Consider the following 25,885-nt stretch of genomic DNA (forward strand, 5'->3'; position numbering starts at 1 on the left):
CACGCGATTATAGCTAAAAAATATTTTATATAAATAAAAGAATTTACATAATAAATTTTATTATTTTTGACCCATTTTTATATTAAAAAATAAATTAAAATTTTTATAAAATGCCAAATTTGCTTTGTTTGTAATAGAAAAATAAATTTTAAGAATTTCCCACGCCAAAAGACGTGGGATAAAATTTACGCTATCTTGGTAGCGTCGATGATGTTTAGATCAAGTCCAAGGTCTTCAACAGATAGTCCAAGTGCAAGACCTACAAGCTGAGATAGGTGAATGATTGGCTTTCTCACATTTGAGTGGTTTTCATCTTGATACCTCTCTTGATAGATGTCAAGTTGCATTTGACAAAGCGGACATGGTGTGACAACTACATCAGCGCCGTTTTCATCGGCGTTATTTACGATCTGGCTTGACATTTTTCTTACAGATGTGCCAGCTGGGTAACTAGCGTGAAAACCACAGCAGTCAAGTCTTTTCTCAAATGGCACGATAGTAGCACCAAGTGCGCCTACAACGGTTTCAAAGCTCTTTGGATTGACTGAGCTTTCCCTGTTATGAAGATCTTTTTCAGGTCTTAGGCTATGACAGCCGTAAAATAGCGCTACTTTTAGCCCACTAAGTGGCTTAACAACCTTTGCTCTTAGCGTTTCTACGTTTTGATAAAGCACCCAAAGAAGGCTTGTGATCTCGGTTGAGCCATTATATTTCATATTACCTTCAGCCAAGAAAGTATTTATGCGGTCCTTTGCACCCTTATCAAGCGTAGTTTTAGCTCTTGTTAGAGTTAGCATACAAGTTGAGCATGTCGTAAGCATCGGCATATTCATCTGCTCTGCAAGTGCTATATTTCTAGCATTTGCCACAAGCGTAGCGATAGGATCTACGTCTTGTGCTTGTTGGGCACCACAGCAGCTCCAGCCTTTTATCTCGTGAAGCTTCCAGCCAAGTATCGGAGCGATAGCCTCAAGCGACATCTTAGCCTCTTTAGCTGCTTGAGAGAGTACGCATCCTGGGAAAAAAGCGAATTCGTTTTGCATAATTACTCCTTACTAGCAGCTTTGCGAGCCGCATTTATCATTTTTACTAGATCATCATGTCCTTCTATGTCCTCTTCGCCAAAAATATGAAGTGGATTCATCTTACCTGCAAGCATTAAATTTGCAGCGATATCCATTTTGCCCATATTTCTAAACACTCCCTCAGAGCGAAGTGCAAGCTTGATCTCATTTAGTCTGCCTGAGCCATCAACTAGATCGGTTAAGAATGCCTCAGCGTGATCTGGTCCCATGCCATCATCAAAGCCTTTTTGTATAGCCATGATGCGAAGATCGGTTATATCCTTGCATGCGCTTATGCCTTTTGGACAGCGATCAGCGCACTCTTGGCATTTTACACACATCCAAAGACCATTATCTATAGCTGGTTTTAGGTGCGGCATAGGATCTTTGTTGCGTGAGTCAAAGGCCGCTCTATAAGCATGCACAAAGACAAATGGCTGCATATAATCGCTCGCATCAGCTTCAAGTTTATTACACTCACTAGCGCACGCACCGCAAAGTATGCAGTCCCATTCAAGCGCTACTTTTTCATACTCTTTTTGACTTTGCTTACAGCCTTTTTCTGCGCTAAATTCTGACTTAGCAGTAATGCTAGGCTTTATCTTGCGTAAATTTTCGATACTTGGCTCCCAGTCCACCATAAGATCAGATATAACCCTGAAATTTCCAAGTGGAGAAATTCTTATACTCTCTGGGTTATCATACTCAGCTAAAAGCTCATTCATCTTCGTATCGCAAGCTAGATACGAGTGTCCATTTACCCTAACAGCGCACGCTCCACATATCGCTGAGCGGCAAGATGCTGTGAAATTTAGCGTCGCATCCTTTTTTTGTTTGATATCAAGAAGCACTGTTAAAAGAGTTTTGCCTTTGATCTCTTCATTTGTTAGCTCATAAGTTGATTCATATTTTTTAGTTCCGTCAAAACGGTCGATAATAATTTTCATCCTAGCTCCTTACTCTGGCTTCTTGCCGTCAAGTGAAAATATGCCTGTCACAACGTCTTTGTAGCTAAGTTCAAGCTTGCCGTCTTTTAGTGTGACTATGCTGTGTTTTAAGAAATTTACATCATCTCTTTTTGGATAGTCCTCTCTTGTATGAGCACCACGACTCTCAAGACGATTTTGCGCTGCAAGACATGCTGCACGAGAAAGAAGTATAAGGTTGCCAAGCTCGACATAGTCAGTAAATGCTGTGTTCATTACTGGGTTTTTATTTGGCACTTTGATGGTGTCATATTTTGCTTGGATAGCTTCTAAATTTTTAGAGAGCTGATCAAGTTTTGCGCCAGTTCTAAAGATACCCATTAGATCCCAGTTGTTTTTACCAAGCTCCTCGCGAAGAGCATACATGTCGTTTACACCGCCTTCGCCTGTTGCTATGGCTTTAAATTTATCCTGCCACATTTTTGCTAGCTCAGAAGTCTTTTTACCGCTTGCAAATTTTGCATTTTGAGCATAAGCACCAGCACCCTTGCCAGCTAGATCGCCAGTTACAACTGCGTCAGTTAGGCTATTTCCACCAAGGCGGTTTGCACCGTGGATAGATACGCATGAAGCCTCGCCACCTACATAAATTCCAGGGATTTTTGTGCTCATATCGTCAAATTTTGCTACCTCTATACCACCCATTGAGTAGTGAGCTGTTGGGCGAATAGGCACTGGTTGCTCGATTAGATCGATATTTTGGAAAAGCATAGCTGTGTGGCGAATTTTTGGAAGCTTTTTCATAATAGTATCTTTGCCAAGGTGGCGAACGTCACAAAGCACATAAGCGCTCATACCCTCGCCAAAGCCTCTACCTTCGCGAATTTCTGTCTCGATCGCACGAGCAACGACGTCACGAGGAGCTAGCTCCATCTTTTCGTGATAGTTTTTCATAAAGCGCTCGCCCTTGTTGTTTAACAAGTATCCACCTTCACCGCGAGCAGCTTCTGTGATTAGTGTGCCACCATTTTGAACGCCAGTTGGGTGAAACTGAAGCATCTCAGGATCTTCAAAACCAAGACCTGCTTTAAGCGCAGCAGCGATGCCATCACCAGTTGCTATAAATGGAACTGATGTGCGGTTATAAAAAATTCTAGTGTATCCGCCAGTTGCGATGACAAGAGATTTGCAAAGAACTGGGTAAATTTGACCATCTTGGATGTTGCGAAGAACGACGCCTTCAACCTTGCCATCCTCAAGACCGATCTCAAGTAGCTCATGATCCATTAAAAATTTAACGCCAGCTGTGATAGCGTCGTCAAGACAGGCATGCATCAAAACGTGGCCAGTTTTATCAGCTGCGTAGTTACAGCGTTTTTTGCTAGCGCCACCCATGAAACGAAATGCCACGTCGCCATTATCTTTACGGGACACGTCGCCATTGTCTATACGAGAAAAGAGCATGCCATTGTGGTCTAGCTCGTGAATGACTGCGCCTGCTGCCTCGCAAAATTTCACAACTGCATCTTGATCAGCAAGATAAGCCGCACCTTTAACTGTGTCATAAGCGTGAAGCTTAAAGCTATCGCCATTACTAAAGTCAGTAACGCCGTTTATTCCGCCCTCCGCCATACAGGTCGCATTACGTGATGGCATCATCTTTGTAGCAACAACGACGGTTGAGTTTGGATATTGCTTGCGAACGGCTGTTGCTGCACGAAGTCCAGCACCGCCAGAGCCGATTATTAGCACATCAACAGATGGTAAGCCACTTTCATTGCCTTTTGGCAACTCACCAGCAAAAACATTGGTTGCACCAGCTGTTGTAGCTAGCGCACCTACGCTGATACAAGCACTTTGTAGAAATTCTCTTCTGGTAAATTTTTCACTCATTGATAACTTCCTATCTTAGTAAATTTTTAGCGTTTAAAACGCACCGCCAGTTCATTTCTTAATATTTTTTAAAACAACTATATTAATTAAATAATTAATAATGAAAGATTACATTAAATTTACTTAAAAGAAACATAAAGATTTATTTTAGATTAAGAAATGAGAGCTGATATTAAAATCAAAAAGGATAAAATGGGCTATTCAAGGTAGTTTATATAAATTTAGTGGTAGAAAAATTTATAAGATATATAAAAATTTCTACCGATTTGAAGTTTACTTTTATTTTTGAGTTTTTAAGCTTTAAAAGCTCTTTTTTTAGGATATTAGAAAGATAAATTTACTTTTATACTTAAATAAATATATTAAATATAATAAATAACATTATTTTTGTCCTATTATCAAAATTCACCCTTTGGGTGCAAAATTTCTTTTAGCTCGCTATCACTTAGCTTGTAGTTATAAAATCTCTCGTAAAACTCTCTTGTTTTTTGCTCTAAATTTAGATCGCTAAACTGCTCTGGGTAAAATGTCTTAGCCAGCCAAAGCGGATAAAGCGCACCTTCAGCACTTCTTACGCTCCAAAGATAAACGCCACTTGGCACTACAAAAATTTCTCCATTTTGCACAGCTTTTAGCTTGGCAAATGATGCATTTTTAGCGATAGCATCGGCGCTTTTTTGTGAATTTGTGATGATTATGTCTGGGTTAAAGATGATGACTTGCTCTTCATTTATCGATTTTGAAATTTTAAAATCCCCATCGCTTAGCTCTGAGCTTAAATTTATACCACCAGCCACACTAATATACTCAGCGCCGATATCTTTTGAGCTGATGGTGTTAAAGTTTCCTGAGTTATAGTTAAGCACCAAAACTCTCTTTTTTGGCGTTAAATTTGCTGTTTTTTGGCTTACAAATTTTATGTTGTCGTTAAAATAGTCATTAAACTCACGCGCCCCTTTTATGCTCTTTTCGCCCCAAATTTCAGCGATCTTGCTAAAGCTATCTTGTATCTCTTTGATGCTTTGAAATTTATCTATCTTTACAACCGCGATACCAGCGCTCTCTAGCTGAGCCTTGCTATTTTTATCAAACATCATGCCAATTGGCCCAAAAACAACTTGCGTTTTTGACGCTATGATAGTCTCGACGCTACTACTTAGCATGCCGCTTTTATTGTTGTTGCTCTTTATTTTTGGGAAAATTTTTGACATGAGCGCAGGCAGTTTTGGCGCACTGATCTTCGTTGCCAAGCATCGCAGAGACCTGCACAAATGCCCCTATCAAAGGCGTCGCACGCTCGATTACATCAGGCACTTCTACCTTTTTATCGTCGCTATCAAGCACCACTCTTGCTTGCAAACTAACAAGCAAAAAAGCCAAAAGCAAAATTTTCTTAAACATATCTTCTCTTTTCAATCCACCATCACGCAAGAGTAATGCTCGCGCTCATCGATGATATTTTTCACCACTCGTATATCTACGCCGTAAATTTTCTTTAAATTTTCGCCATTCATCACCTCGCTAGCCTCGCCGTAGATGTAGTTTTTATCCCGTCCAAGCATCGCAACCTTTGCATTTAGATAAAAGACCTGCTCTGGTTGATGAGAGGTTAAGATGATGATATAGCCTTGCTTTGCGAGCTTTTTTATCTCTTTTAAAACTCGCATTTGATTGCCAAAGTCTAAATTTGCCGTTGGCTCGTCAAGTAGCATCACCTTTGAGCGTTGCGCTAATGCCCTAGCTATCAGCGCCATTTGCCGCTCGCCACCACTTAGATCGGTGTAAATTTTATCTTTAAAGCTCTCTAAATTTAGCGTCTTTAACGCGTCTAGCGCTATCTTTTCATCCTCTTTGCTAGGGCGTTCAAATATACCAAGTCTTGCATTTGCACTCATCATCACCACGTCAAAAACGCTAAAGGCAAATGGCGGAGTGTGAGCTTGCGGGACGTAGCTTATAAAGCTTGCTCGCTCTTTCTCGCTCATCTTTAGCGCGTCTTTGCCGTCTATTAAAATTTCTCCCCCAAGTGGCTTTAAAAAGCCAAGTATCGTCTTAAATGTTGTCGTTTTGCCAACACCGTTGCTACCAAGCAGGCAAAAAATGTCGCCATCTTGTAAATTTGTATTGAAATTTTCTATAACGACCTTTTTATCGTAGCCGCAGCTTAAATTTTTTATCTCAAATTTCACGCAAAACCCTTTTTACTCTTATAGAGCAGATAGACAAAAACAGGCGCGCCAACTAGCGAAGTGATGACGCCAAGCGGGATCTCGCTTGCCATTAGGCTGCGTGAAGTGGTATCGACTATCAGTAAAAATAGCCCTCCGCAAAGCAGCGAAGCTGGAAAGAGTGTGATGAAATTTGCCCCCACGACAAAGCGCATGATGTGAGGGATGACGAGCCCAACCCAGCCCACGATACCGCAAAATGAGACTCAAGTAGCGGTTAGAAGTGTTGAGGCGATGATGATTATGATGTTGTAAAATTTGACATTTAGCCCCATCGCCCTAGCCTCTTCTTCGCCAAAGCTAAGCGTATTTAGCTTGTAGCGAAGCATAAAAAGTGGCACAAGACAGATCATAACTACGCAAAAAAGCAGAGCCAAATTTTTATATCCGCCACTTCTTGCTAGGCTTCCCATCAGCCAAAAAGTAACTTCTGGCAATTTATCTTCGCTATCAGCTAGAAATTTTATGAGCGAGCTAAGCGCTCCAAAAAGAGATGAGATGACGATGCCAGTTAGCACCATCACGAGTAAATTTAGCCTGCCCTTTGCGATGACGCTACTTATAAAAACAACAGCAAAAACGGCAAAAAGACCACAGCCAAAGGCACTAAGCTGCACGCCTATGTAGTTGAAATTTAAGATGATAGCCACGCTAGCTCCCACAGCTGCGCCACTTGAGACGCCAAGGATGTCAGGCGAGACTAGAGGATTTTTAAAAAGACCTTGATAGACAGCTCCAGAGCTAGCAAGCGCTGCACCAACAAGGACGGCAAAAAGTACCCTTGGCAAACGAATGAGCGTAAAGACCGTATATCCTTGGTCATCGCTTGGCTGCTCGTTTAAAATGGCTGTTTTTATAAACTCAAAAATTTGAGCGTAACTTATCTCGTAGCGTCCGATACCCAATGAAAAAAAGAGCACCAGCAAAAGAAGCGCAAATAATGCGAAAATGATCTTTTGGCTACTCAATTTTCATCTCCCGCACGTCCCACCAGATGAGATAGCTCTTTGTTGCTCTTTTAAATTTATATCCGTCATTTGTTTTAATAAGATACTTCTTCTACGTTTCGTTTGTAAATTTCTTCTTTTTCGGGCGCGATCTCACCGACAAATCTAAAATAAGAAAACGCCTCTTCAAGGCTAGCAAAATCCCTCTCAAAAATGGTATCTATTATCTTTAAATTTGGATTTGCTCCCATGTCGTAAGCGATGTTAAAGATAAAGTTGTAGCCAAATCTCCTATCACTAAGACCTGCCTCTTTTTCATCTTTTATCCCTTTTAAGAAGTCTTGCCAGAACGTTTTTAAGCTTGGATAATCCATTAAAAAAGAGGTCATCACGACATATTTTTTAGCAAATTTGCAAAGCTTTTTTATATCAAAAAGCCCAACTGAGCGTGATGCTAGTACGATATCGTGTTTTGGTATATCTTTTAAACTCTGCTCATCACTCCAGTCTTTTTGGATGAAATTTATATTTTTCGCTCCAGCCTCTTTTGCATTTTTCTTGGCATACTCAAGCATTTTTGCAAACGGATCTAGCGCACTTACGCTCTTTGCTAGCTTTGCAAGTGGCACGCTAAGCCTTGCTGGACCACATCCCACGTCAAGCACGCTATCATCTTTTGTGATAGGCAGGTTTGAGAGTAAATTTAGCGTAGAAGCTGCCTCCATGCGCGTCATCTCGTTATACATATTTGCGACATCGTCCCAATTTACGCCACCATCTTTGCCCTTTACTTTTTGCAAAGTAGGCAAAAACACTCGCTCCAAAATCGCTTGATAATCAACCAGCCCTTGCATCTTTCTCCCTTTGGTTATTTAAATTTACCCTACAAAAAGGACAAATTTAAAGAGCCTAAAGCCAAAATAAATTTGGCTTTAGTTTTGGTTTTAGAATTTAACTTGAGCTGAAAGCATGAAGGTTCTGCTTTGTCCTAAGAAAAGCGAAGTTCCGCGTCCAGCAACTGCACCATCCACATCAGATGGGAACATTCCCGCCCAGTATTTTTTATCAAAGAGGTTATTTATGTCAAATCTTATAGCTGTCTCTTTGCCTAGCCAAGCTTTTGTAGTGTATCTAGCTCCAATATCGGTTGTGAAGTAGCCATTTACGCTATGAGCATTAGCATTGTCGATGTAGCGTTTGCCTGTGTAGTGGAAATTTGTTGTAAATGCAAGTTTGTTTGTATTTGGCACAGCATAATCAAACAAGACATTTGCTTGAAATTTTGGCTCACCGATAACTGTTTTGCCTTCAGATACGCCATCTTTAGCATTTTTTATCTTAGCATCAAGAAGTGTAAAGCCACCATACATACTTAATGTATCAACAAGCTTTCCGCCAGTAGTTAGCTCAAAGCCGCGGTTTCTTTGTGTGCCTTGAATTTTATACTCTGCATTTGCTCCGCTACCGACTAGATATGCTACTGGACGTTTGATCTCAAAGATCGCAGCTGATAAATCAAGCTCACCTAGTCTAGCTTTTGCACCGATCTCATATTGTTTGCTTCTTACAGGATATACAAATAAAACATCACCTTTTCTAGCCCCCCCTCTAAACTCATAAATAGAGCCTTCACTTGTAATACTATCTGCATAAGTAGTATAAAGACTTATGTTTTCAACTGGCTTATAGACAAGGCTTACACCGTAGTTAAAGCCACTTTTATCATAGTTTTTCTCTTTAGATGGATCTAGCTTATAGCTTGTAAACCAGCTTCTTGAGACTGACAAGATAGTGCTAAAGTAGTCATTAAATTTAATATCATCAACAACAGAAATATTTTTCATATCGCTACTACTATTTTTATACCTACCACTTCCTTTTTTTACATGTGGATTATTAAATATTACTGGATGATATAAATTTGAGTTACCAAGTACTCTTTCTTCACCTCTATTTCTAGCACTATAAATAGTCCAGCGGTATCCATTTGTAGCTACGGCAAAATTATGTGATAAAGGACCTGTTTCAAAATTTGTCAAACCTTTTAAAAACCAGCTGTCTACATCAAATCTACCAGATGCACCACTACCACCACTTTTAGTAACTTCATAATCTCCATTTTGATTTAAGAATTTTCCATCGGTGCCATACATATCACGGATAGCCTTTTGCCACTGATAGCCACCTTCAAAATACCAGTTCTCTGTTGGAGCATATTTTAGTTTTACGCTAGCTGTCGTTGTTTTAAGGTGATTGCCACCAAAAGACTGCTCAAGTCCTCTTTTAGTATCTTTTACAGGGCTTGGTACATCAAAATTCGCCACTCCATTAGTTAATGGCATACTAAATCCACCCGGCATACCTGAATTTTTATGCTCGTAATGGCTAAAGTTTGTCTCAAGTGTTAAATTCTCTGTAAGGTAAAATCAAGTCCAAGTGAGGCTAAACGACGAGAAAAATTTACTATCTTTGGCATTCTTTTCACCGCCTGAATAGTAAAAGACACCTCTATATCCGACTTTTTCAAATTTATTTGAAGTATCAAGACCTAAGCCCAAATTTGACCTTGAGCTGTAATCAGTCCAGATGATATTTTGAAGCGGGACTGGGCGCTTACGAGAGTAGAGGAAATATCCAGAAGGCGTGGCACCACCATAAAGCGAGCCAGCAAGTCCGTTTTGGATTTGTAAGCTCTCAAACATCGCCATAGGTATAGCTGTGGTTGATGTAGAGTAAAAGCCGTCCCAAAGGACGTTACCTACGACTGAACCTTGAAAACCGCGAGTTTGCGGACGACCAACATCGCCACCGCCACGATATTGAATAGAAGCTGAAGGAAAGTACCTAACTGCATCTTCAAAACCTTGAACGCCTTGGTTATCAAGAACCTCTTTTGAGATCGTATTTACTTGATAAGGCATATCTAAAACTTTTTTGTCAGCCAAAGGACCAGCGGCTACTCTTTTGCTTAAAATTCCCTCATCGATACCACTCTCGCTGATGTTGTCACCAACTGAATTTACTTCGATACCCTCAAGTTTTGTCGTTTGCACAGCAAAAACTTGACTTAAAAAACCACTGCACATCAAAAGTGCAGCACATGTTGCAACCGAGATTTTGTAACTCAATTTTTACTCCTTTTATAAAAATTTTACATCTGAAATGTTACTAAAACGAAATATTAAATATAATTTATTAACTTATTAAATATTTAAAAATATATTTTATTTAAGAAAGCTAAAATAAGGCATCATAAGAACGATTTTTAAAAAATTTCATAGCTTTAGCAAGATAAATAAATACTATAAAATATAATCTTTTATATCGACAAATAATGCTTTAGGTTTTAAGAAAAGTAATAATTGATAAAAATATAATAAAGGCTAATTTTTTTATTTTTAGTAGGAATTTTGGCTAAAAATTAGCCAAAATTTATTCTAAAAGCTCTTTTGCGTATTTTAGACCTAGCTCGTAAGCTTTGGCATTTGCCTCTTTGACTTTCTCAGGCACGCTTGCTAGCATCTCTTCACGCACTAAATTTTCATCCATGCACTTGCTCATAGCCACAGCCACACCAAGGGCCACGACGCTTTGTGTGATGACATTTCCGACCTCGTCTTTTGCGATAGAGATGATAGGGATTTCATAAATTTTCCAGCGCTTTTTGTCTTCATCGCTCACTTTTACCAAATTTGGCTCGACAACGATCGCACCGCCCTCTTTCACACCGCTTTTAAAGGCGTTATAGCTTATCTGTGCAGTAGCAAGCATAAAGTCTATCTCGCCCTCGTTTGCATAAGGATATAAAATTTCTTTCTCGTCAAGTATGATATCGACCTTCGTTGGGCCGCCACGCACCTGAGATGTGTAGGTAGAGGCCTTCACACCGTATCCGCCAGCTTTTATCTTGGCAGCTGAGAGGATCTCGCCTGCTAGTATGACGCCCTGTCCGCCAACGCCGACAAATCTTAGTTGTGACTTCATGCTAGCTCCTCAAAATTTATCGCTTCATTGCTCATTGCAGCCCTTCTTACCATGTCGTAAGCCTTGGTGTATTCGATCTTTTCTTCATCTTTGTGAAGCACGCCAAGTGGGAAAATGCCCTTTTTTTCTTCGCCATCTAGCATGTCAAATTTGACCTTGCTAGTCGTGCGACCCTTTATCCACTCTAAATTTTTCACCGCCTCGCCCATTTTGTTCTTGCGGCCTAAATTTATGTGGCAGTTTGAAAATACATCAAAAAAGCTGTATCCATCGTGGCTAAAGCCCTCTACAAAGAGCTTTGTAAGCTTCTCTGGCTCGATGACGCTTCCACGCGCGACAAAGCTAGCTCCTGCGGCAGTTGCGAGCTTACAGGCGTCAAAGCTAGGATCGATGTTGCCGTATTGCGCTGTGACCGTCCACATGCCCTTTGGAGTGGTTGGGCTGGTTTGCGAGTTGGTTAGCGCATAGATGAAGTTGTTGATTAATATATGATTTAGCCCGATATTTCGGCGGCATCCATGTATCGTGTGGTTGCCTCCGATCGCTAGTCCGTCGCCGTCGCCAGTTACTACGATGACGTGCTTCTCTGGGTTTGCCATCTTTACGCCAGTAGCATATGCTACGGCTCTACCGTGAGTTGTGTGGATGGTATTGCAGTCAAGATATCCGCTAAAGCGGCCAGAGCAGCCTATGCCTGAGACCACGCAAACGTCGTTCATATCCCAGCCCATGGTATCGATAGCGCGGATAAGCGCTTTTAGTATGACGCCGTCGCCACAGCCCCAGCACCAAAGAGTAGGCATTTTATCTGTTCGTAAATATTTATCATAATTAAAAGCCATAAATTTCTCCTATTTTCGCCTCGATCTCGCTTGGGCTTATCGGCCTACCATTTGCTTTTAGCAGTTTTGCAAAGTCATCTCTTAAGGTGATCTTTGAAATTTCGCCACTATACTGACCTAAATTTAGCTCGCAGACTAAAATTTTCTTAAATTTATTTGATATCTCTTTTAGCTTTTTAGTTGGAGCTGGAAAAAGTGTGAGTGGCTTAAATAGCCCTACTTTTAGCCCTTTTTCACGTAAATTTAATATCGCTTGCTTGGCTGAAAGCGCCACACTACCAAAGGCGATGATACAAATTTCTGCGTCGTTAAGCATAAATTCTTCATATTTCTCGCACTCATCAGTGTGTAAATTTATCTTATTAAATAGCCTATTCATCGAGTATTCAACGATCTTTCCATCTTCTGTTGGAAAGCCAGTAGCTCCGTGATGAAGCCCTGTTATATGGTAGTGATAGCCTTTAAAGAAAGGATTTAGCGTGGCTGGCTCATCTGGTGCGGCCTCGTAAGGTTTATACTCTTTTGGCTCGCCACTAAATTCTCTTCTTTTATAAATTTCTAGCTCGCTAATCTCTGGCAAACGCACCCTTGCTTGCATATGGCCTATCGTCTCATCAAGTAGCAGCATAACTGGCGTCATAAACCTAGCTGCAAGGTTAAACGCACGCACAGTCTGCGTATAGCACTCCTCTAGACTGCTAGGGGCCAAAACAATCATATTTACATCGCCGTGAGTTGGGTTTTTAGCCTGCAAGATATCGCCTTGTGCGACGCGGGTTGGTAGGCCAGTTGAAGGGCCACCGCGCATGACATTTACTATGACGAGCGGTATCTCTGCGATAAAGCCAAGGCCTATTTGCTCAGCCTTTAGTGAAATTCCTGGACCAGAACTTGCAGTCATCGCCTTAGCGCCACTCGCACTTGCGCCAAGAGAAACTGAAATTCCAGCTATCTCATCTTCCATTTGTATAAATGTGCCGCCATGTTTTGGCAAAAGCACACTTAGCTCGTGGGCGATCTCGCTACTTGGAGTGATAGGATATCCGCCAAAGAAGTTACAGCCACACTCGACCGCAGCCCTTGCTACTAGGGCGTTTCCAGTTGATACTAGCTCTCTCATGCGCTCTCTCCAAGCTTTGCAAATTTATTTGCCTTTACGGCCGCAGCTCGCTCTTTGCTCTCAGCAGTTAGTTTTGCAAATTTAAAGCCTTTTTCAGCCACATAAATGGCAAAATCAGGACAGTGAAGCTCACAGTCGCGACAGCCTATACATGAGTCAGCATAGACGACCTCTATCATCTTACCAAGCACCGCCTTTGGCTCAAGCCTCATCGCTAGCACGCCTGCTGGGCAGTAGCTCACACAGACATCACAGGCTTTACACCTGCTCTCATCGACCCAAACAGGTACATTTTCTTTTATTATCATCTATATTCCTAATCCAAATTTTCTTTTAAAAATTTAATGTTTTTTCTAATATCAGCTTCGCTTTTACTTAGCTGCTCTTGCTCGCTTTCATTTATATTTAGCTCTAAAATTTCTTTTAAGCCCTCACGTCCAAGCCTTACTAGCCTGCCGCAACTTAGCTCATCATCAAGAAGCACGCTAGCACTTAAAATTTCATCACTCTTGCCCATGATCGCTTCACACATTTTCACAACTGCAGCCGCTGGTGCGTAGTAAGCTGAAGTGCCAAGAAGCTTAACGATCTTTGCGCCACCTGTGCTTGTCTCTTTTTTAAGAATTGCCAACTCATTTTCGTTTAAGCTTTCGCTAATGTTGCTAGCAGATACGATCATCTCGTCGTTGTGAGCACCAATTATCTTTGTCTTTAGCTCTTTTGCATCTTTATCTTTTAGAAGCGCTAGCTCATATCTGCATCTTGCGCCATCAAGCTCACCAGCCATGCCGATCACTTTATTTTTACTAAAACCACTAAATTTATGAGCCGTCCAGACCATCACATCAAGCGGATTTGTCACAACTATTATCACCGCATTTGGTGCAAATTTTGCGATATTTTGAGCTGTTTGTTTTACGACTACGGCGTTTTTAAGGAGCAAGTCCTCTCTTGTTTGACCCTCTTTTCTTGGGCTTCCAGCAGTTACCACTACGATATCACTGCCCTCTATTAGCATAAAGTCATCGCCACCGCAAACGGTAGTTTTAGCATTAAAAACGCAGCTTGACTGCGCTAGATCGATCGCTTTTGCACGTGCCACGTCACCAAATATATCCACAAGCGCGATCTCATCGCAAACTTCTCTCATACAAAGCGCATATGCTATGCTCGCACCGACGTTTCCAGCTCCAACTATACTTATTTTCATTTTCTCATCCTATTATTTGATTTAAAATTTTACTTGGTCTCATGACCTCATTTGCCCTCACTTCATCTGGCAAATAATATCCGCCAAATTCCACGCTTGCACCATCATCTTGTCTTATCTCTTTTAAAATTTCGCTCCCATTTTTTTCTAGCTCGTCTGCTAAATTTTCAAAATTTTCACTTAAAATTCCGCCACTTTTTGCCATCTCTCTTGCCCAAAATAGCGCTAGATAGAAGTGTGACTCCCTGGTATCAAGAGTGGCATTTGGCGTTTTGTTTTCATCTAGATAGCTAGCAACCGCTCTATTTAGCGCATCACTTAGCTCTTTTGCCTCTTTTTTTTGCTTAGCAAATGCTAGATGTTCAAGCGAAGCACTAAGCGCTAAAAACTCGCCTAAGCTATCCCAAAGTAGATGGTTTTTCTCTTTTAGCTCTTTTACAAGCGTTGGGGCCGTTCCGCCAGCACCTGTTTCAAACATCGCTCCACCAGCAAGTAGCGGCACAACTGAGAGCATTTTTGAGCTGCCACCTAGCTCAAAGATCGGAAAAAGATCGGTTAAATAATCTCTTAAAACGTTACCAGTTACGCTTATAACGTTTTTGCCAGCTCTTATTGCCTCAAGCGTTTTTGTAGTCGCTTGCTCGTAGTTTAAAATTTCAAATTTTACGCCAGCGTTAGCAAATTTCTCTTTAAATCTTTCAAATTTAGCTATCAAATTTCTATCATGTGCACGGCTGCTATCTAGCCAAAATATAAGCTCATCTTTTGAGATTTCGCCTCTTTTTAAAGCAAGCTCAAACCACGCATTTATCGCATCGTCTTTTGCCTGCGTCATCCTAAAAATATCGCCACTTTTGACGCTAAATTTAAAGACATTCTCGCCAGCCTCATCAAAAACTACAAATTCTCCATCCTCTTTTGCAATAAAGGTCTTATCGTGGCTGCCGTACTCCTCGGCCTTTTTAGCCATTAGTCCCACGTTTGCTACGCTGCCGATCTTGCTCACATCAAGCGCGCCATGCTCCTTAAAGTCCGCCACGCAGGCCTCATAAGCCCTAGCATAGGTCCTATCTGGGATCATGCAAAGCGAGAAATTTAGCTCGCCGCTTCTATCTTTTACTTTCCCTGAGTTTCTAATAAGCGCTGGCACAGAGGCATCGATGATGACGTCATTTGGCACGTCGAAGTTGCTAGCATTTTCATTTAGTGCCCAAATTTTTGCCTTTTTGCTCAAAATTTCATCAAATTTAGCCAAAATTTCATCTTTATTTTTAAGCTGTGAAATTTTAGAAAACATATCTTTTAAGCCATTTTTTGCCTCAACGCCGTGAGTTTTAAACTCATTGCCAAACAGCTCAAAAACATCTTTAAAATAGCTCTTTATCGCATGAGCAAAGATGACTGGATCGCTAACCTTCATCATCGTGCATTTTAGGTGCAGGCTCAAGGTCAAATTCTCTTTTTTTGCCTCTTCAAAACAGCTTTCATAAAATTTATCTAGCTCATCTACGCTTAAATATGTTGCATCTACAATCTCACCGCTTTGAACGGTAAGCTCTTTTAAAAGCTCTTTTTTACCCTCTTTACTTATGAAATTTACATAAAATTTCTCATCTTTGCTAGCGATTATTGAGCGCTCATTCTCATAAAAATCACCCTTTTGCATGTAGCAAATTTTTGTCTTATTTGCCTTGTCCCAGTCACCGTTGCTATGCGGATGTTTTTTGGCAAATTCTTTAACAGGTGATAAGACTCTTCTATCTGAGTTTCCTTGTCTTAGCACTGGATTTACTGCACTTCCTAGCACTTTTTGGTATTTTTTAGCAACCTCTTCGTCGTAGTCTGTGATGATTTCATCTGGATAAAAAGGCACATTTATGCCCTTACTTCTTAGCTCCTCTATCGCTGCTTTTAGCTGAACGAGCGTAGCTGAGATGTTTGGCAGTTTTATGATATTTGCTTCTTTATGACTGGTAAGCTCGCCTAAAAGTTCTAGCTCATCGGCCTTATTTAGTCCAAGCTCTTTGCTAAAAAGAGATAAAATTCTCCCAGCTAGGCTAATATCGGCCCTAGTTATGCTAATGTCAGCACGTGACAAAAAGCTCTTTACGATAGGAAAGAGAGAGTAGCTTGCAAAAAGCGGTGCCTCGTCAGTTTTTGTCCAGATAATGTCACTCATTTTAGCCCTTTTAATTTTTTAAAATTTATCACTTTCTTTATTAAATCTCGTTGTATTTTAGGCATTTGCCGCAAATTCTAGCTCTATTTTCCTATATTTTGGTTGTGCTCGCTTAAGGTTTTTGAAAAAATGTGTTTTTTCGCCTTTTTGTCAAGCACAAAGTATAAATAATCGCTCTTTGCAGGGTTTATCGCCGCCTTGATCGCACTTATCGAGACCGAGCAGACTGGACTTGGCGGAATACCGTCGTTTAGATAGGTATTAAACTCGCTCATATCACTTCTTATGCGCTCAGCCGTGATCACATCGTGTGAATAAATTCCATAGTTTAATGTGCCGTCCATTTGCAGCCTCATGCCTTTATTTAGGCGGTTATATATAACTGAAGCAACTAGTGGCATCTCAGCTTCATTTGCCGCTTCTTTTTGGATGATCGAAGCGATCGTTAAAATTTTAAACCATTTTTTCTCGTTGTATTCGCCAAAAATTTTATTGCTGATCTCGCTTTGAGCCTTTTTTGATGAATTTACAAGATAAAAAGCAAGGTGCCTTTCGCTGATGCCTATTGGAATTTTATATGTATTTGGCATCAAAAAGCCATCACTCACTGGAGCAAGAGCGTTATATTCGCTATTTAGCTTAATGGGATCAAGTCCTAGCTGGGCGGCGATCTGGTTTAAAAAAACGATAGTCGTTTCGCCTGGTATTAGCGTTATCTCAGTTAAAGCTGCTTTTGATTTTGCAAGTTTTTTTAAAAAATCAACCCTTGAAATTTTATCTTGGCCAATCTCTATCCAGCCAGATTGTGGAGAGCCGATAAAAAGTATGGCGTATTTGTCTATCACGCTTAAGTTAAAGTTGCGATTAGCTAAATAAGATATAATCTCGCCCACACTTCCCTTTGGTATAAAAACGACCTTGCTTGTGTTTATAGGGCGTGCCAAATAGACAAAAATACTTAGGAAAATGATGGCTACGATATCAAAAAAAATGTCTAAATATGGCTTTTTCATAAAATTTTTTATCATCTTGATTCTTTCATTTATCTTACTTTTAAAATACGGCATAAAAATTAACGATTTCGAGTTTTACGGCGTAAAATTGGAGCAATTATATATAAAATTAGATAAAAAAATAATTGCAAGAGCAAAGCAGATAAGGCTCCCAAATTTTAAGAAAGAAAGCAAGCAAAAAAGCAGCGATGAGCGCCTTTTAAATCTCAGTAAAAGCGTAGATTTTATAGATACGATTTTTCAAGAAATTTCACTTGAAAATGTGCAAATAGGCGATGATTTTAAACTAAAAATTCTATTTTTAGATGATATATTTTTTGTTGATAGCCCTTATTTAAATGTGGATATTAAATTCCAAAACGAACAGCAAGATGGAATAGATCTTTTTAGTGTTAGAAATTTAAGCTTTAAGGATTTTAACGTCAGCATTAGCGGCGAAGGAAGTGCAGATTTTGATAAAAATGACTATAAATTTGAGGGAAATTTCACCTCTCATGAGCTGCATGGTAAGCTAAATTTTGCCCTAAAAGATACATTTTTAACCTACAAAGCTTACGATGTCGAGGCTGGAAGCATTAAAAACTTCATTGATGAGCTTGATAGACGCATAGAGCTAAATAGTGAAGTTAAAAACTGGATATATGGATACATCGTTGCTGATGATTACGAGCTAAAAGAGATAAATGGCAAGGCTGATCTAGCTAAAAATGACTTTTATCTAAATGATCTAAATGCCACCGCAAATACTAAAAATTTGCTCGTTAAATTTGAAAAAGGCTTGCCAGCCGTAAATGTAGGCGAGGCAAATATCACGCTTAAAAACTCAAAGCTTAAATTTGATCTTTTCTCGCCTATTTACAAGGGTAAAAAACTTGATGGCTCAAGCGTTGTGATAAATAATATCTTTGATGAAAAAAGCGCAAATTTAGAGCTTTTTATAAAGACAAAATCGATCTATGATGAAGCTATAAATGAGATATTAAAAGCCTATAAGATCATCGTGCCAGTAAGGCAGCTTAGCGGAAAAATGGATGCTAGCTTAAAAATTTTGATAAAGCTTGATGAGAAAAGCTTAGAAAATTTTGACGAAAAAAGCGTCATTGCAAATGGAGAATTTAAGCTAAGTGATGCGGTTTTAGAGATCGCTGGAAGTAAATTTAACGCTAAAGGCGCCCTTGTAAAGCTCATAAATACGACAAATTTAAGCATCGATGCTACTGGCTTTGGGCTTGAGTTTTTTAAAGCAAATGCTAAGGCTGATATAAATTTACAAAAAAGTACTGGCGAGATAAAAGGCATGATAGAAAGCTTTGATCTAAAAGAAAAAAATGATGAAATTTTAGCCTTTAAAAATGAGCCATTTAGCGCATTTTTGGACTTTGGCAAGGCTGATGAAACTTTGCTTAAGATAGAGCCATTTGGAATTGATATGAGCTTTGGCGGTGAAAGTAAAATATCAACAAAAAATAGTAAATTTTTCATAGAGAGCTCGCCTGTTTTAAAGCAAAACGGCGTGCATGGTTTTGATGAACTTAGTATAAAAAGTAAGGATTTTACTGATCTTGAAATTTTTGCCAAAGAGGCAAACTTTGACTTGCCGTTTTTAGATAAAAATGGCTCAAAATATGAAAACGATGATCTTAAAATTTTAGTCTCAAAAGCTGGTGTGAAGGTAGATAGCGCAAGCAAAAAGCTAAGCCTAGACATAAAAGAAAAAGCCATAAACGTAAAAACCAAAGATCTAAATTTGCTAGTGCTTGATGATAACAAAACCAGCGAGCAAAGCACGCCGCTTGAGCTTTTAGCAAAAAATGGCGATATCGTTTTAAGGGATCTAAACAAGACCTTGCCATTTGCTAGCTTTAGTGCCGAGAAAAAGGGCAAAAGCACCTCGCTAAATGGGCTGGCGCAGCAAGGAAGAGTTGGCTATTTTAACGATGAAAAGAGTATAAATTTAGACGCAACCGACATAAGCGGAGAATTTATCAACGACCTTTTTGGCATCAAGAGCTTTGAGGGTGGTAAATTTCGCCTGAAACTACTTGGAGAAAACTCTAAGAATTTCAAGGCAGAGGTGAGATTTTTTGATACTTTTTTAAAGGATTATATCTTTTATCAAAGGCTACTTAGCTTTTTAAACTCCGTTCCATCGCTTCTTAGCTTTAAAACGCCTGACTTTAATGACAAAGGCTTTACTGTTAAAAATGGTAAAATTTTACTCACTAGAAATGGCGATATGATTGAGTTTTTGGCGATTGAAATGATAGGCACAAGCGCTGATATCGGCGGACGTGGTACGATCGATCTAAAGAGTAAAAAGATAAACATCGACCTTGAGCTAAAGCTACTAAAAGATGCCAGCAGTATCATCGATAAAATTCCACTGGTAAATCAAATAATCCTTGGCAAGGACCGCTCGCTCTCAACCGTCATCGCCATACGTGGCACTACCGATAAGCCTGAGTACTCGACGAAGATCCTGCAAGACGCCCTGCTCTCACCACTAAAGATAATAAGAAACGTGATTCAGGCTCCGTTTTTGATATTTGAGTAGTTTAAATCTGCAACGCACAGAAATTATAGAAAAATTATTGACTACTTCTAAAACTAAAAGTGGGCACTCATTTTTGATTATATATATTATCCTCGGCTCATAAAGTGCGTAATGCTTAAATTTTACTAGTCAAAAGATATCAAAAGCTAAAGATCAAGGTTTTGATAGCTATTTTTTGATACTAGTGCTATTAAAATATTTAAATAAAAACATAAAATTTTACATATAAAAATATGTAAAATTTACTTCATCTCAAGGCGCATCAGATACATATCCTCGCCGTCAGTCACCTTTAAATTTTGGCTTTTGCACTTTGGGCAAGTAAAGTCATTTTCATTAAGCTCTCCGCCAAATCCGCAATCCAAACACTCAATAACAATGCCTTGTAAATTTATGACAAGCTCAGCGTTTTCACAGATCGTGCCAGTCTTATAAACGTCAAAAGCGCTCTGTAAATAATGAGGCTCCACTCCGCTTAAACGGCCAACCTTTATCTTGATCTTGTTTATCTCTTTGGCGTTTTCTTTGGCGGCGTTTTTCTCGCAAAGGCTAACTAAATTTTGAACGATACTAAGCTCGTGCATTAGCAAATCCTTGGTAGTAGTTCGCCCTTTGGCGGCTCGAGAAATCTTCTTGATTTATAGGCATTTTCGATGATGACACGCTCGTTTTTAGCTTCCAAGACCTCGCCTATTATCATCGCGTTTTTGTCAAATTCTCTTAAAATTTTAAGTGCGTCCTCAGCCTGGCTCTCATCGACAGCCATCACAAAAGTGCCCTCATTTGCAAGCTCATAAGGCTCAAATCCAAAAAGCTCACAAATGCCCATCACTTCGTCTGCGACCTTGATATTTTCTTCAAAAACCAAGATGTCAAATTTAGCAAATTTAGTCCATTCATTTAGCACTGCACTTAGTCCGCCTCTTGTCGCATCACGCATGCATTGCGGTTTTATGCCAGCCTCAAATAGCCTCAAAGCAACCTCTTTTAAGCTCTTGCAGTCACTTTTTAGATCAAGCCCAAGCTCAAATTCTTCTCTTGCTGCTAGCACCACGCCTCCGTGTCTGCCAACATCTCCAGAGATGAGAATTTTTGCCCCTGCTTTTAAATTTTTAAGCTCCACACCCTCGCAAACTATCTCGCCAATGCCTGCTGTGTTTATGAAAATTTTATCGCATTTGCCCTTTGGCACGACCTTTGTATCGCCACAAACTACACTCACTCCACTCTCTTTACAAGTTTTTGCAAGCGAGCCAAGCACACGCTCAAGCTCCTCTATGCTAAGTCCCTCTTCGATGATTAGCGAGCAGCTTAGGTATTTTGCGCTTGCTCCAACCATCGCTAGGTCGTTTATCGTGCCGCAAGCTGCGATCTTACCGATGTCGCCACCATTAAAAAAAATGGGAGTTACCACAAAGCTATCAGAGCTAAATGCGATCTTGCCGTTTAAATTTAGTATCGCTGAGTCGTTGCTCTGCCTTAAAATTTCGTTATCAAAAATTTTAAATATCGTCTCGTTTATAAGCGAGTTCATCTCCTCGCCGCCACCGCCGTGGCTTAGCATTATCTTTTTCATTAAATTCCTTAACCAACTCTTGCATATTTAAAATATGCCGCACAAGCGCCCTCGCTTGAGACCATGCACGATCCTATCGGATTTTGCGGGTTGCAAACCTTGCCAAAGACTTTGCACTCTGTTGGCTTTGCTAACCCTCTTAAAATTTGCCCACAAATGCAAGCCTTGCTCTCGCCGGCACTCTCTACACTGCAGTCAAACTGCACTCTGGCGTCAAGATAGGCAAACTCATCTTTTAGTTTCATGCCACTTTGCGCTATCTCGCCAAGGCCTCTCCAGACAAAGTCGCACGGCTCAAAGTACTTAGCGATGAGCTCTTTTGCCTTGACGTTGCCCTCTTCTTTAACCGCCCTTGCATACTCGTTATAGACTTCATAAGTGCCTGCGTTTTGCTGACGGACTAAATTTAGCACACTTGCCATGATGTCAAGTGGCTCAAAACCGCTAATGGCGATCGGTCTTTTAAACTCGCTCGCTAGCTCTTTGTAAATTTTACTTCCAGTGATAACGCTCACGTGGCTTGGGCCTAGAAATGCATCTATCCTCACGTTTTCATCACTCATTATAGCTCTAACTGGAGCTGGAACGGTTACATGATTTATGTGAAAGTATAAATTTTTAATGTCCTCTTGCACCACTTTTTCAACCAAATTTGCGCTCATTGGCGTTGTCGTCTCAAAGCCTATGGCAAAAAATATGACCTTTTTATCTGGGTTTTGCTTAGCTATATTTAGCGCATCAAGTGGCGTGTAAAGTGCCCTTATATCATGCCCCTCGCCACGAAGCTTTTGCAAGCTTGTCTTTGAGCCAAGCACTCTTAGCATGTCAGCTAGCGTGCAAAAGATCACATTATCCATGCTAGCTAGCTTACAGGCCTCATCTATGCGGCTCTTTGGCATCACGCAGACCGGACAGCCTGGGCCGTGGATGAAATTTATATGCTCTCCAGCTAAGCTTGGCAGTGCAAATTTCATAATGCTATGCGTATGACCGCCACAAATTTCCATGATATTTAGGGGCTTTGTGCTCTCTTTTTGGATGAGCTTTGAAAGGGCTAGGATTAAATTTTTATCGCGAAAGTCATTGATAAGATCCATCAAATTTTCCCCGCGTTCATATCATCAGCGATCTTTTGATAGACCTCTAAGCTCTCAAGCGCAAACTGCGTATCGATCTTTTGCATAGCGTATCCAACGTGGATTAGCACGTATTCGCCAACTTTTACCTCGTCAGAGATAAGATCCAAGCTTACCTTTCTAGTAACGCCCAAGGTCTCAACGGTAGCAACGTTATTTTCATCTATTTCTATTACTTTTGAAGGGATCGAGAGGCACATTATCTTAGCTCTTTTTTAAATTCCAAATAACTTATCCATTTGTCGATTCCTTCGCCTGTTTTGCTATCTATCACAAAGATATCGACCTTTGGATTTAGCTTTCTAGCGTCGTTTTTCACTCGCTCGATATCAAAGTCAAAGTGCGGTGCAAGCGAAGCTTTTGTGATAAGAAGCACATCAGCAGCCCTAAACATCACTGGATATTTGCTCACCTTATCATCGCCCTCTGGTACTGAAAGAAGCACAGCGTTAAAATGTGAGCCAACGTCGTAGCTTGCAGGGCAGACTAAATTTCCAACATTTTCTATAAAGACTAGATCAAGCTCGTTTAGTGGCAGATGATGAAGCCCTTCATGTACCATAAACGCGTCTAAGTGACAGGTCTGACCTGTGCTTATCTGATGAGCCTTTGCGCCAGCTTTTACTATGCGATCAGCATCTTGATTTGTCTCAAGATCGCCCTCAACAACGCCTATTTTAAACTTACCAGCCTTTATCGTAGCTTCTAAAAGCGTCGTCTTACCAGCACCTGGGCTACTCATTAAATTTACGCAAAGTATCTTTTTCTCATCAAGATGGGCTCTGTTGTGAGCGGCCTCTTTGTCGTTTTCGGAGAGAATTTTCTCTATCACGTCTATAGTTTTGCTCTCGTTTAGCACAGGGTGTGCGTGAGCCTCGTGGCTATGTTCGTGCGCGTCATGAGCGTGATCTGTATGTCCATCATGAGTGTGTGGGTGCGAGTGAGTGGTGCCATCAGCGTGAGTGTGGGCGTGGGCGTGATTACCCATTGAACAACCGCAATCTTTACACATTTTTTCATCCTTTTTTATTAATTTATGGAGATTTTAACTCTTAAATTTAAAAATAAAATTAAAATTTAGGAGTTTTTGCAAATAGATCAAAATTAATTAATTTATTTAAATTTCTATTTAAATTTAAAAATATAAATGAAATTTTCAAGCATTTTGACTAAATTTACTTTACTCTTTTTGCCTAATCTCATCCAACTTATCAAAAATTTCATCACCAAATAATTTTTTACTATTCTTTCCAGCACTCTTTTGAATTATTAGATCCTTTAATCTAGCCTTGCCATTATCCATCACCATCAAAATCGCATACGCATGAACATCCTCTTCTCTCATTTCATCTTCGGTATTAGCTGCACTATCAGGCGACATATAAAAGTGCTCTATGCCGTATTTTACGAGCGAGTAGCCATCATATCTACCAGCTAAAAACACTCCATTCTCTGGTTTGCTTATACTAAATTTAGCAAAGCTGTAGGTGCCATTAACATCTGGTTTTAAAACAGCATAAACTCTAGCTCCATCTCTTACTCTCTCATCGTATTTATCGATATAGCGGTCATCTTTATCATTTTCGTCAAAATTTCTTGAATGAAAATTTGAAAAATCATAGTTCAAATCAACATAATTTCCGCGAAAAAGATCCCTTGGATCATAAAGATTGACCCTTACTCTTACCTCTTGCCCAAAATAAAGTGGCATAAGTGCGTAGCCAAGCATAATGCCAATAAGCGAAATTTGAAAAACTACAGCTACTATTAATACTTTTATCTTCATTTTTTACGTCCTTTTCTAGCGACAACTAGCACTATGAAAGCAAACACCATAAATAGCGCCGTAGCACCAATATAATCACCTATGAGTTGGAAATACCTCACGGCTGCAACCAAAAATATCATACAAAGACCGAGTTTTAACTCACCCTTTTTGATAAGAACCGCAGCCGTTATGATATTTGCGAGCGAAAAAAATATATTTGCGTAGCCAGGACCGTAGCTAAAGACAAATGGCAACGACACGAGCAGTGCCCCAAGCAGCAAACCGCTCTTGTTTTTTTCTTTAAAAAACAGTGCAAAATAAGCAACACTAAATATTATAAAGACAAAGCCAAAATTGCTTTTAAAAAACGACTTCACAAACCAAAGCTTTTCATCGTAAAGCTCAAATAAATTTCTTTCTTCAAATAAAAATAGACAAAATAACAACACAAAAACGCCAAAATTTTTACCAAATTCTTTCGTAAATACGCCAAGCCCTACTCTAAATTTATCTAGTAGCGGCGAAATACTAATAAGTAAAAGTGCATAAGATAGAGATACGATCGCAACCATCGGAAGTCCAAACAAAAATCCATAATCAAATATCGCCCTAAAACCACTAATGTAGCCGCAAAATGAAATGATGTATATAAAAATATCTATAAAAAGCACAAAAGCAAGCCATTTTGAGTCGTCTTTGTAAAGCGTATATGCGCCAAGCACTATAAAAATGATAAAGCCAAAGCTAAAGTCGCCCTGATAAGCTATCATAAAAAACCAAACTGTCGCAAAGATAAGGCTTTGGGCTACCAATACACCTTTCTTACTAGCAAAAGAAACCGCAAACGCTCCGATACTCCAAAGCAAGATACCGCCGCTTGGCTCATCACTAATGTTATAAATTTGCGCAATAAGAGCAATCGCCGCACCAAAGCAGAAATTTCCAAGAAAAAACATCGCCGTTGATAGATTTTCCTTTCCCTTTGTGAGATAGTAAATTCCACCAAAATTTACAAGTCCGAGTACAAATAACACAAGTGCTAAACGTCCTAATCTTGGTATCTCTTCCCAGTTTGCACCAACGAGCGTAAAAAAGGCTAGTGCAAAAAATAGATATGCTACGAGCTTTAGGACAAAACTTATCTTGTCGCTATGAGCATCAGGGTCGATGTCGTATAAATTTGCTATTTTTATAGCAGTCTCTTTATCAACTATGCCGTCACTTTGCCACCGATCCAGCTCTTTTGTTAGAAAAATTCTATTTAAAAAGTTCAACAACAACTCCTTTGCAAGCTCATTAAAACATAAGAAGCCTATTAACCAGCGTAAAAATGTGGCAATAAGGATCAAATTTTTGTTGTTATTATATAAAAATATAGCGTAAATGCTAAGAATAGATATTTGGATGAGTTTAAAAAATTTTTAGAAATTTCAATTTTAGTCAAA

At 39.8% G+C, this 25,885-nt stretch carries 24 protein-coding genes and 1 pseudogene; 1 reads left to right on the top strand and 24 read right to left on the bottom strand.

Going from position 1 to position 25,885, the window contains the following annotated elements:
- Positions 1–185: 185 nt before the first annotated feature.
- From sdhE to mltG, 17 genes and pseudogenes are all read right to left on the bottom strand, one after another.
- Complete coding sequence (gene sdhE / locus G6W45_RS03715) at positions 186–1,043, bottom strand: 8-methylmenaquinol:fumarate reductase membrane anchor subunit (protein ID WP_087585917.1); 858 nt, start codon at positions 1,041–1,043, stop codon at positions 186–188.
- A 2-nt stretch (positions 1,044–1,045) separates the two neighbouring features.
- Entirely contained in the window at positions 1,046–2,011 is a 966-nt protein-coding gene (gene sdhB, locus G6W45_RS03720; RefSeq protein WP_103593330.1) for an 8-methylmenaquinol:fumarate reductase iron-sulfur subunit, read from the bottom strand.
- 9 nt (positions 2,012–2,020) lie between these two features.
- A complete protein-coding gene (gene sdhA / locus G6W45_RS03725) occupies positions 2,021–3,883 on the bottom strand; it encodes an 8-methylmenaquinol:fumarate reductase flavoprotein subunit (protein WP_194167559.1) in 1,863 nt (620 codons plus the stop codon).
- Positions 3,884–4,281: 398 nt separating this feature from the next.
- Positions 4,282–5,046: an ABC transporter substrate-binding protein gene (locus G6W45_RS03730; protein ID WP_242039035.1), complete on the bottom strand. Its 765-nt coding sequence runs from the start codon at positions 5,044–5,046 to the stop codon at positions 4,282–4,284.
- Positions 5,047–5,053: 7 nt separating this feature from the next.
- A complete protein-coding gene (locus G6W45_RS09765; RefSeq protein ID WP_242039036.1) occupies positions 5,054–5,284 on the bottom strand; it encodes a hypothetical protein in 231 nt (76 codons plus the stop codon).
- A gap of 11 nt (positions 5,285–5,295) precedes the next feature.
- Complete coding sequence (locus G6W45_RS03735) at positions 5,296–6,072, bottom strand: ATP-binding cassette domain-containing protein (RefSeq protein ID WP_194167560.1); 777 nt, start codon at positions 6,070–6,072, stop codon at positions 5,296–5,298.
- Positions 6,069–7,031 (bottom strand): annotated as a pseudogene (locus G6W45_RS03740) (FecCD family ABC transporter permease). Before G6W45_RS03740 ends, G6W45_RS03735 begins: the two are co-directional and overlap by 4 nt.
- A gap of 122 nt (positions 7,032–7,153) precedes the next feature.
- Positions 7,154–7,912: a class I SAM-dependent methyltransferase gene (locus G6W45_RS03745; protein ID WP_242039037.1), complete on the bottom strand. Its 759-nt coding sequence runs from the start codon at positions 7,910–7,912 to the stop codon at positions 7,154–7,156.
- A gap of 90 nt (positions 7,913–8,002) precedes the next feature.
- The gene (locus tag G6W45_RS09770; protein ID WP_242039038.1) at positions 8,003–9,400 is read right to left on the bottom strand and encodes a TonB-dependent receptor; all 1,398 of its coding nucleotides are present in this window, start codon (positions 9,398–9,400) and stop codon (positions 8,003–8,005) included.
- A gap of 84 nt (positions 9,401–9,484) precedes the next feature.
- On the bottom strand, positions 9,485–10,186 hold the full coding sequence (locus G6W45_RS09775; RefSeq protein ID WP_242039039.1) for a TonB-dependent receptor plug domain-containing protein: 702 nt from the start codon (positions 10,184–10,186) through the stop codon (positions 9,485–9,487).
- A gap of 304 nt (positions 10,187–10,490) precedes the next feature.
- Positions 10,491–11,042 carry a 2-oxoglutarate:acceptor oxidoreductase subunit OorC gene (locus tag G6W45_RS03755; RefSeq protein ID WP_194167561.1) on the bottom strand — a complete coding sequence of 184 codons (552 nt, stop codon included), beginning with the start codon at positions 11,040–11,042 and terminating at the stop codon, positions 10,491–10,493.
- Entirely contained in the window at positions 11,039–11,884 is an 846-nt protein-coding gene (locus G6W45_RS03760) for a 2-oxoglutarate ferredoxin oxidoreductase subunit beta (RefSeq protein ID WP_194167562.1), read from the bottom strand. Before G6W45_RS03760 ends, G6W45_RS03755 begins: the two co-directional genes overlap by 4 nt.
- A complete protein-coding gene (locus G6W45_RS03765) occupies positions 11,874–13,004 on the bottom strand; it encodes a 2-oxoglutarate synthase subunit alpha (RefSeq protein WP_194167563.1) in 1,131 nt (376 codons plus the stop codon). Before G6W45_RS03765 ends, G6W45_RS03760 begins: the two co-directional genes overlap by 11 nt.
- Positions 13,001–13,312: a 4Fe-4S dicluster domain-containing protein gene (locus G6W45_RS03770; protein ID WP_085657315.1), complete on the bottom strand. Its 312-nt coding sequence runs from the start codon at positions 13,310–13,312 to the stop codon at positions 13,001–13,003. Before G6W45_RS03770 ends, G6W45_RS03765 begins: the two co-directional genes overlap by 4 nt.
- An 8-nt stretch (positions 13,313–13,320) precedes the next feature.
- A complete protein-coding gene (locus G6W45_RS03775; RefSeq protein WP_194167564.1) occupies positions 13,321–14,214 on the bottom strand; it encodes a lactate/malate family dehydrogenase in 894 nt (297 codons plus the stop codon).
- 4 nt (positions 14,215–14,218) lie between these two features.
- Positions 14,219–16,393, bottom strand: a complete 2,175-nt coding sequence (locus tag G6W45_RS03780; RefSeq protein WP_194167565.1) for an NADP-dependent isocitrate dehydrogenase — start codon at positions 16,391–16,393, stop codon at positions 14,219–14,221.
- Positions 16,394–16,476: 83 nt separating this feature from the next.
- Positions 16,477–17,421, bottom strand: a complete 945-nt coding sequence (gene mltG / locus G6W45_RS03785; protein ID WP_194167566.1) for an endolytic transglycosylase MltG — start codon at positions 17,419–17,421, stop codon at positions 16,477–16,479.
- 73 nt (positions 17,422–17,494) lie between these two features.
- Between mltG and G6W45_RS03790 the strand changes: the two genes are divergently transcribed.
- On the top strand, positions 17,495–19,960 hold the full coding sequence (locus G6W45_RS03790; protein ID WP_242039040.1) for a YhdP family protein: 2,466 nt from the start codon (positions 17,495–17,497) through the stop codon (positions 19,958–19,960).
- Between the two features lie 242 nt (positions 19,961–20,202).
- Here G6W45_RS03790 and hypA read toward each other — a convergent pair whose 3' ends face one another.
- From hypA to G6W45_RS03825, 7 genes are all read right to left on the bottom strand, one after another.
- Complete coding sequence (gene hypA, locus G6W45_RS03795; RefSeq protein ID WP_194167567.1) at positions 20,203–20,544, bottom strand: hydrogenase maturation nickel metallochaperone HypA; 342 nt, start codon at positions 20,542–20,544, stop codon at positions 20,203–20,205.
- On the bottom strand, positions 20,544–21,536 hold the full coding sequence (gene hypE, locus G6W45_RS03800; protein ID WP_194167568.1) for a hydrogenase expression/formation protein HypE: 993 nt from the start codon (positions 21,534–21,536) through the stop codon (positions 20,544–20,546). Before hypE ends, hypA begins: the two co-directional genes overlap by 1 nt.
- 8 nt (positions 21,537–21,544) lie before the next feature.
- Positions 21,545–22,633, bottom strand: coding sequence for a hydrogenase formation protein HypD (hypD, locus tag G6W45_RS03805; protein ID WP_194167569.1), 1,089 nt, complete (start codon positions 22,631–22,633; stop codon positions 21,545–21,547).
- Positions 22,633–22,872, bottom strand: a complete 240-nt coding sequence (locus G6W45_RS03810; RefSeq protein WP_107792962.1) for a HypC/HybG/HupF family hydrogenase formation chaperone — start codon at positions 22,870–22,872, stop codon at positions 22,633–22,635. The genes hypD and G6W45_RS03810 overlap by 1 nt, the downstream gene beginning before the upstream one ends.
- Positions 22,872–23,684, bottom strand: coding sequence for a hydrogenase nickel incorporation protein HypB (gene hypB / locus G6W45_RS03815; protein ID WP_103582833.1), 813 nt, complete (start codon positions 23,682–23,684; stop codon positions 22,872–22,874). Before hypB ends, G6W45_RS03810 begins: the two co-directional genes overlap by 1 nt.
- A gap of 168 nt (positions 23,685–23,852) precedes the next feature.
- Entirely contained in the window at positions 23,853–24,458 is a 606-nt protein-coding gene (locus G6W45_RS03820; protein ID WP_194167570.1) for a GDYXXLXY domain-containing protein, read from the bottom strand.
- Positions 24,455–25,714 carry a DUF2157 domain-containing protein gene (locus G6W45_RS03825; RefSeq protein WP_194167571.1) on the bottom strand — a complete coding sequence of 420 codons (1,260 nt, stop codon included), beginning with the start codon at positions 25,712–25,714 and terminating at the stop codon, positions 24,455–24,457. Before G6W45_RS03825 ends, G6W45_RS03820 begins: the two co-directional genes overlap by 4 nt.
- Between the last annotated feature and the right edge of the window lie 171 nt (positions 25,715–25,885).

The sequence above is a fragment of the Campylobacter concisus genome, from assembly GCF_015229955.1.
Taxonomy (GTDB): domain Bacteria; phylum Campylobacterota; class Campylobacteria; order Campylobacterales; family Campylobacteraceae; genus Campylobacter_A; species Campylobacter_A concisus_AT.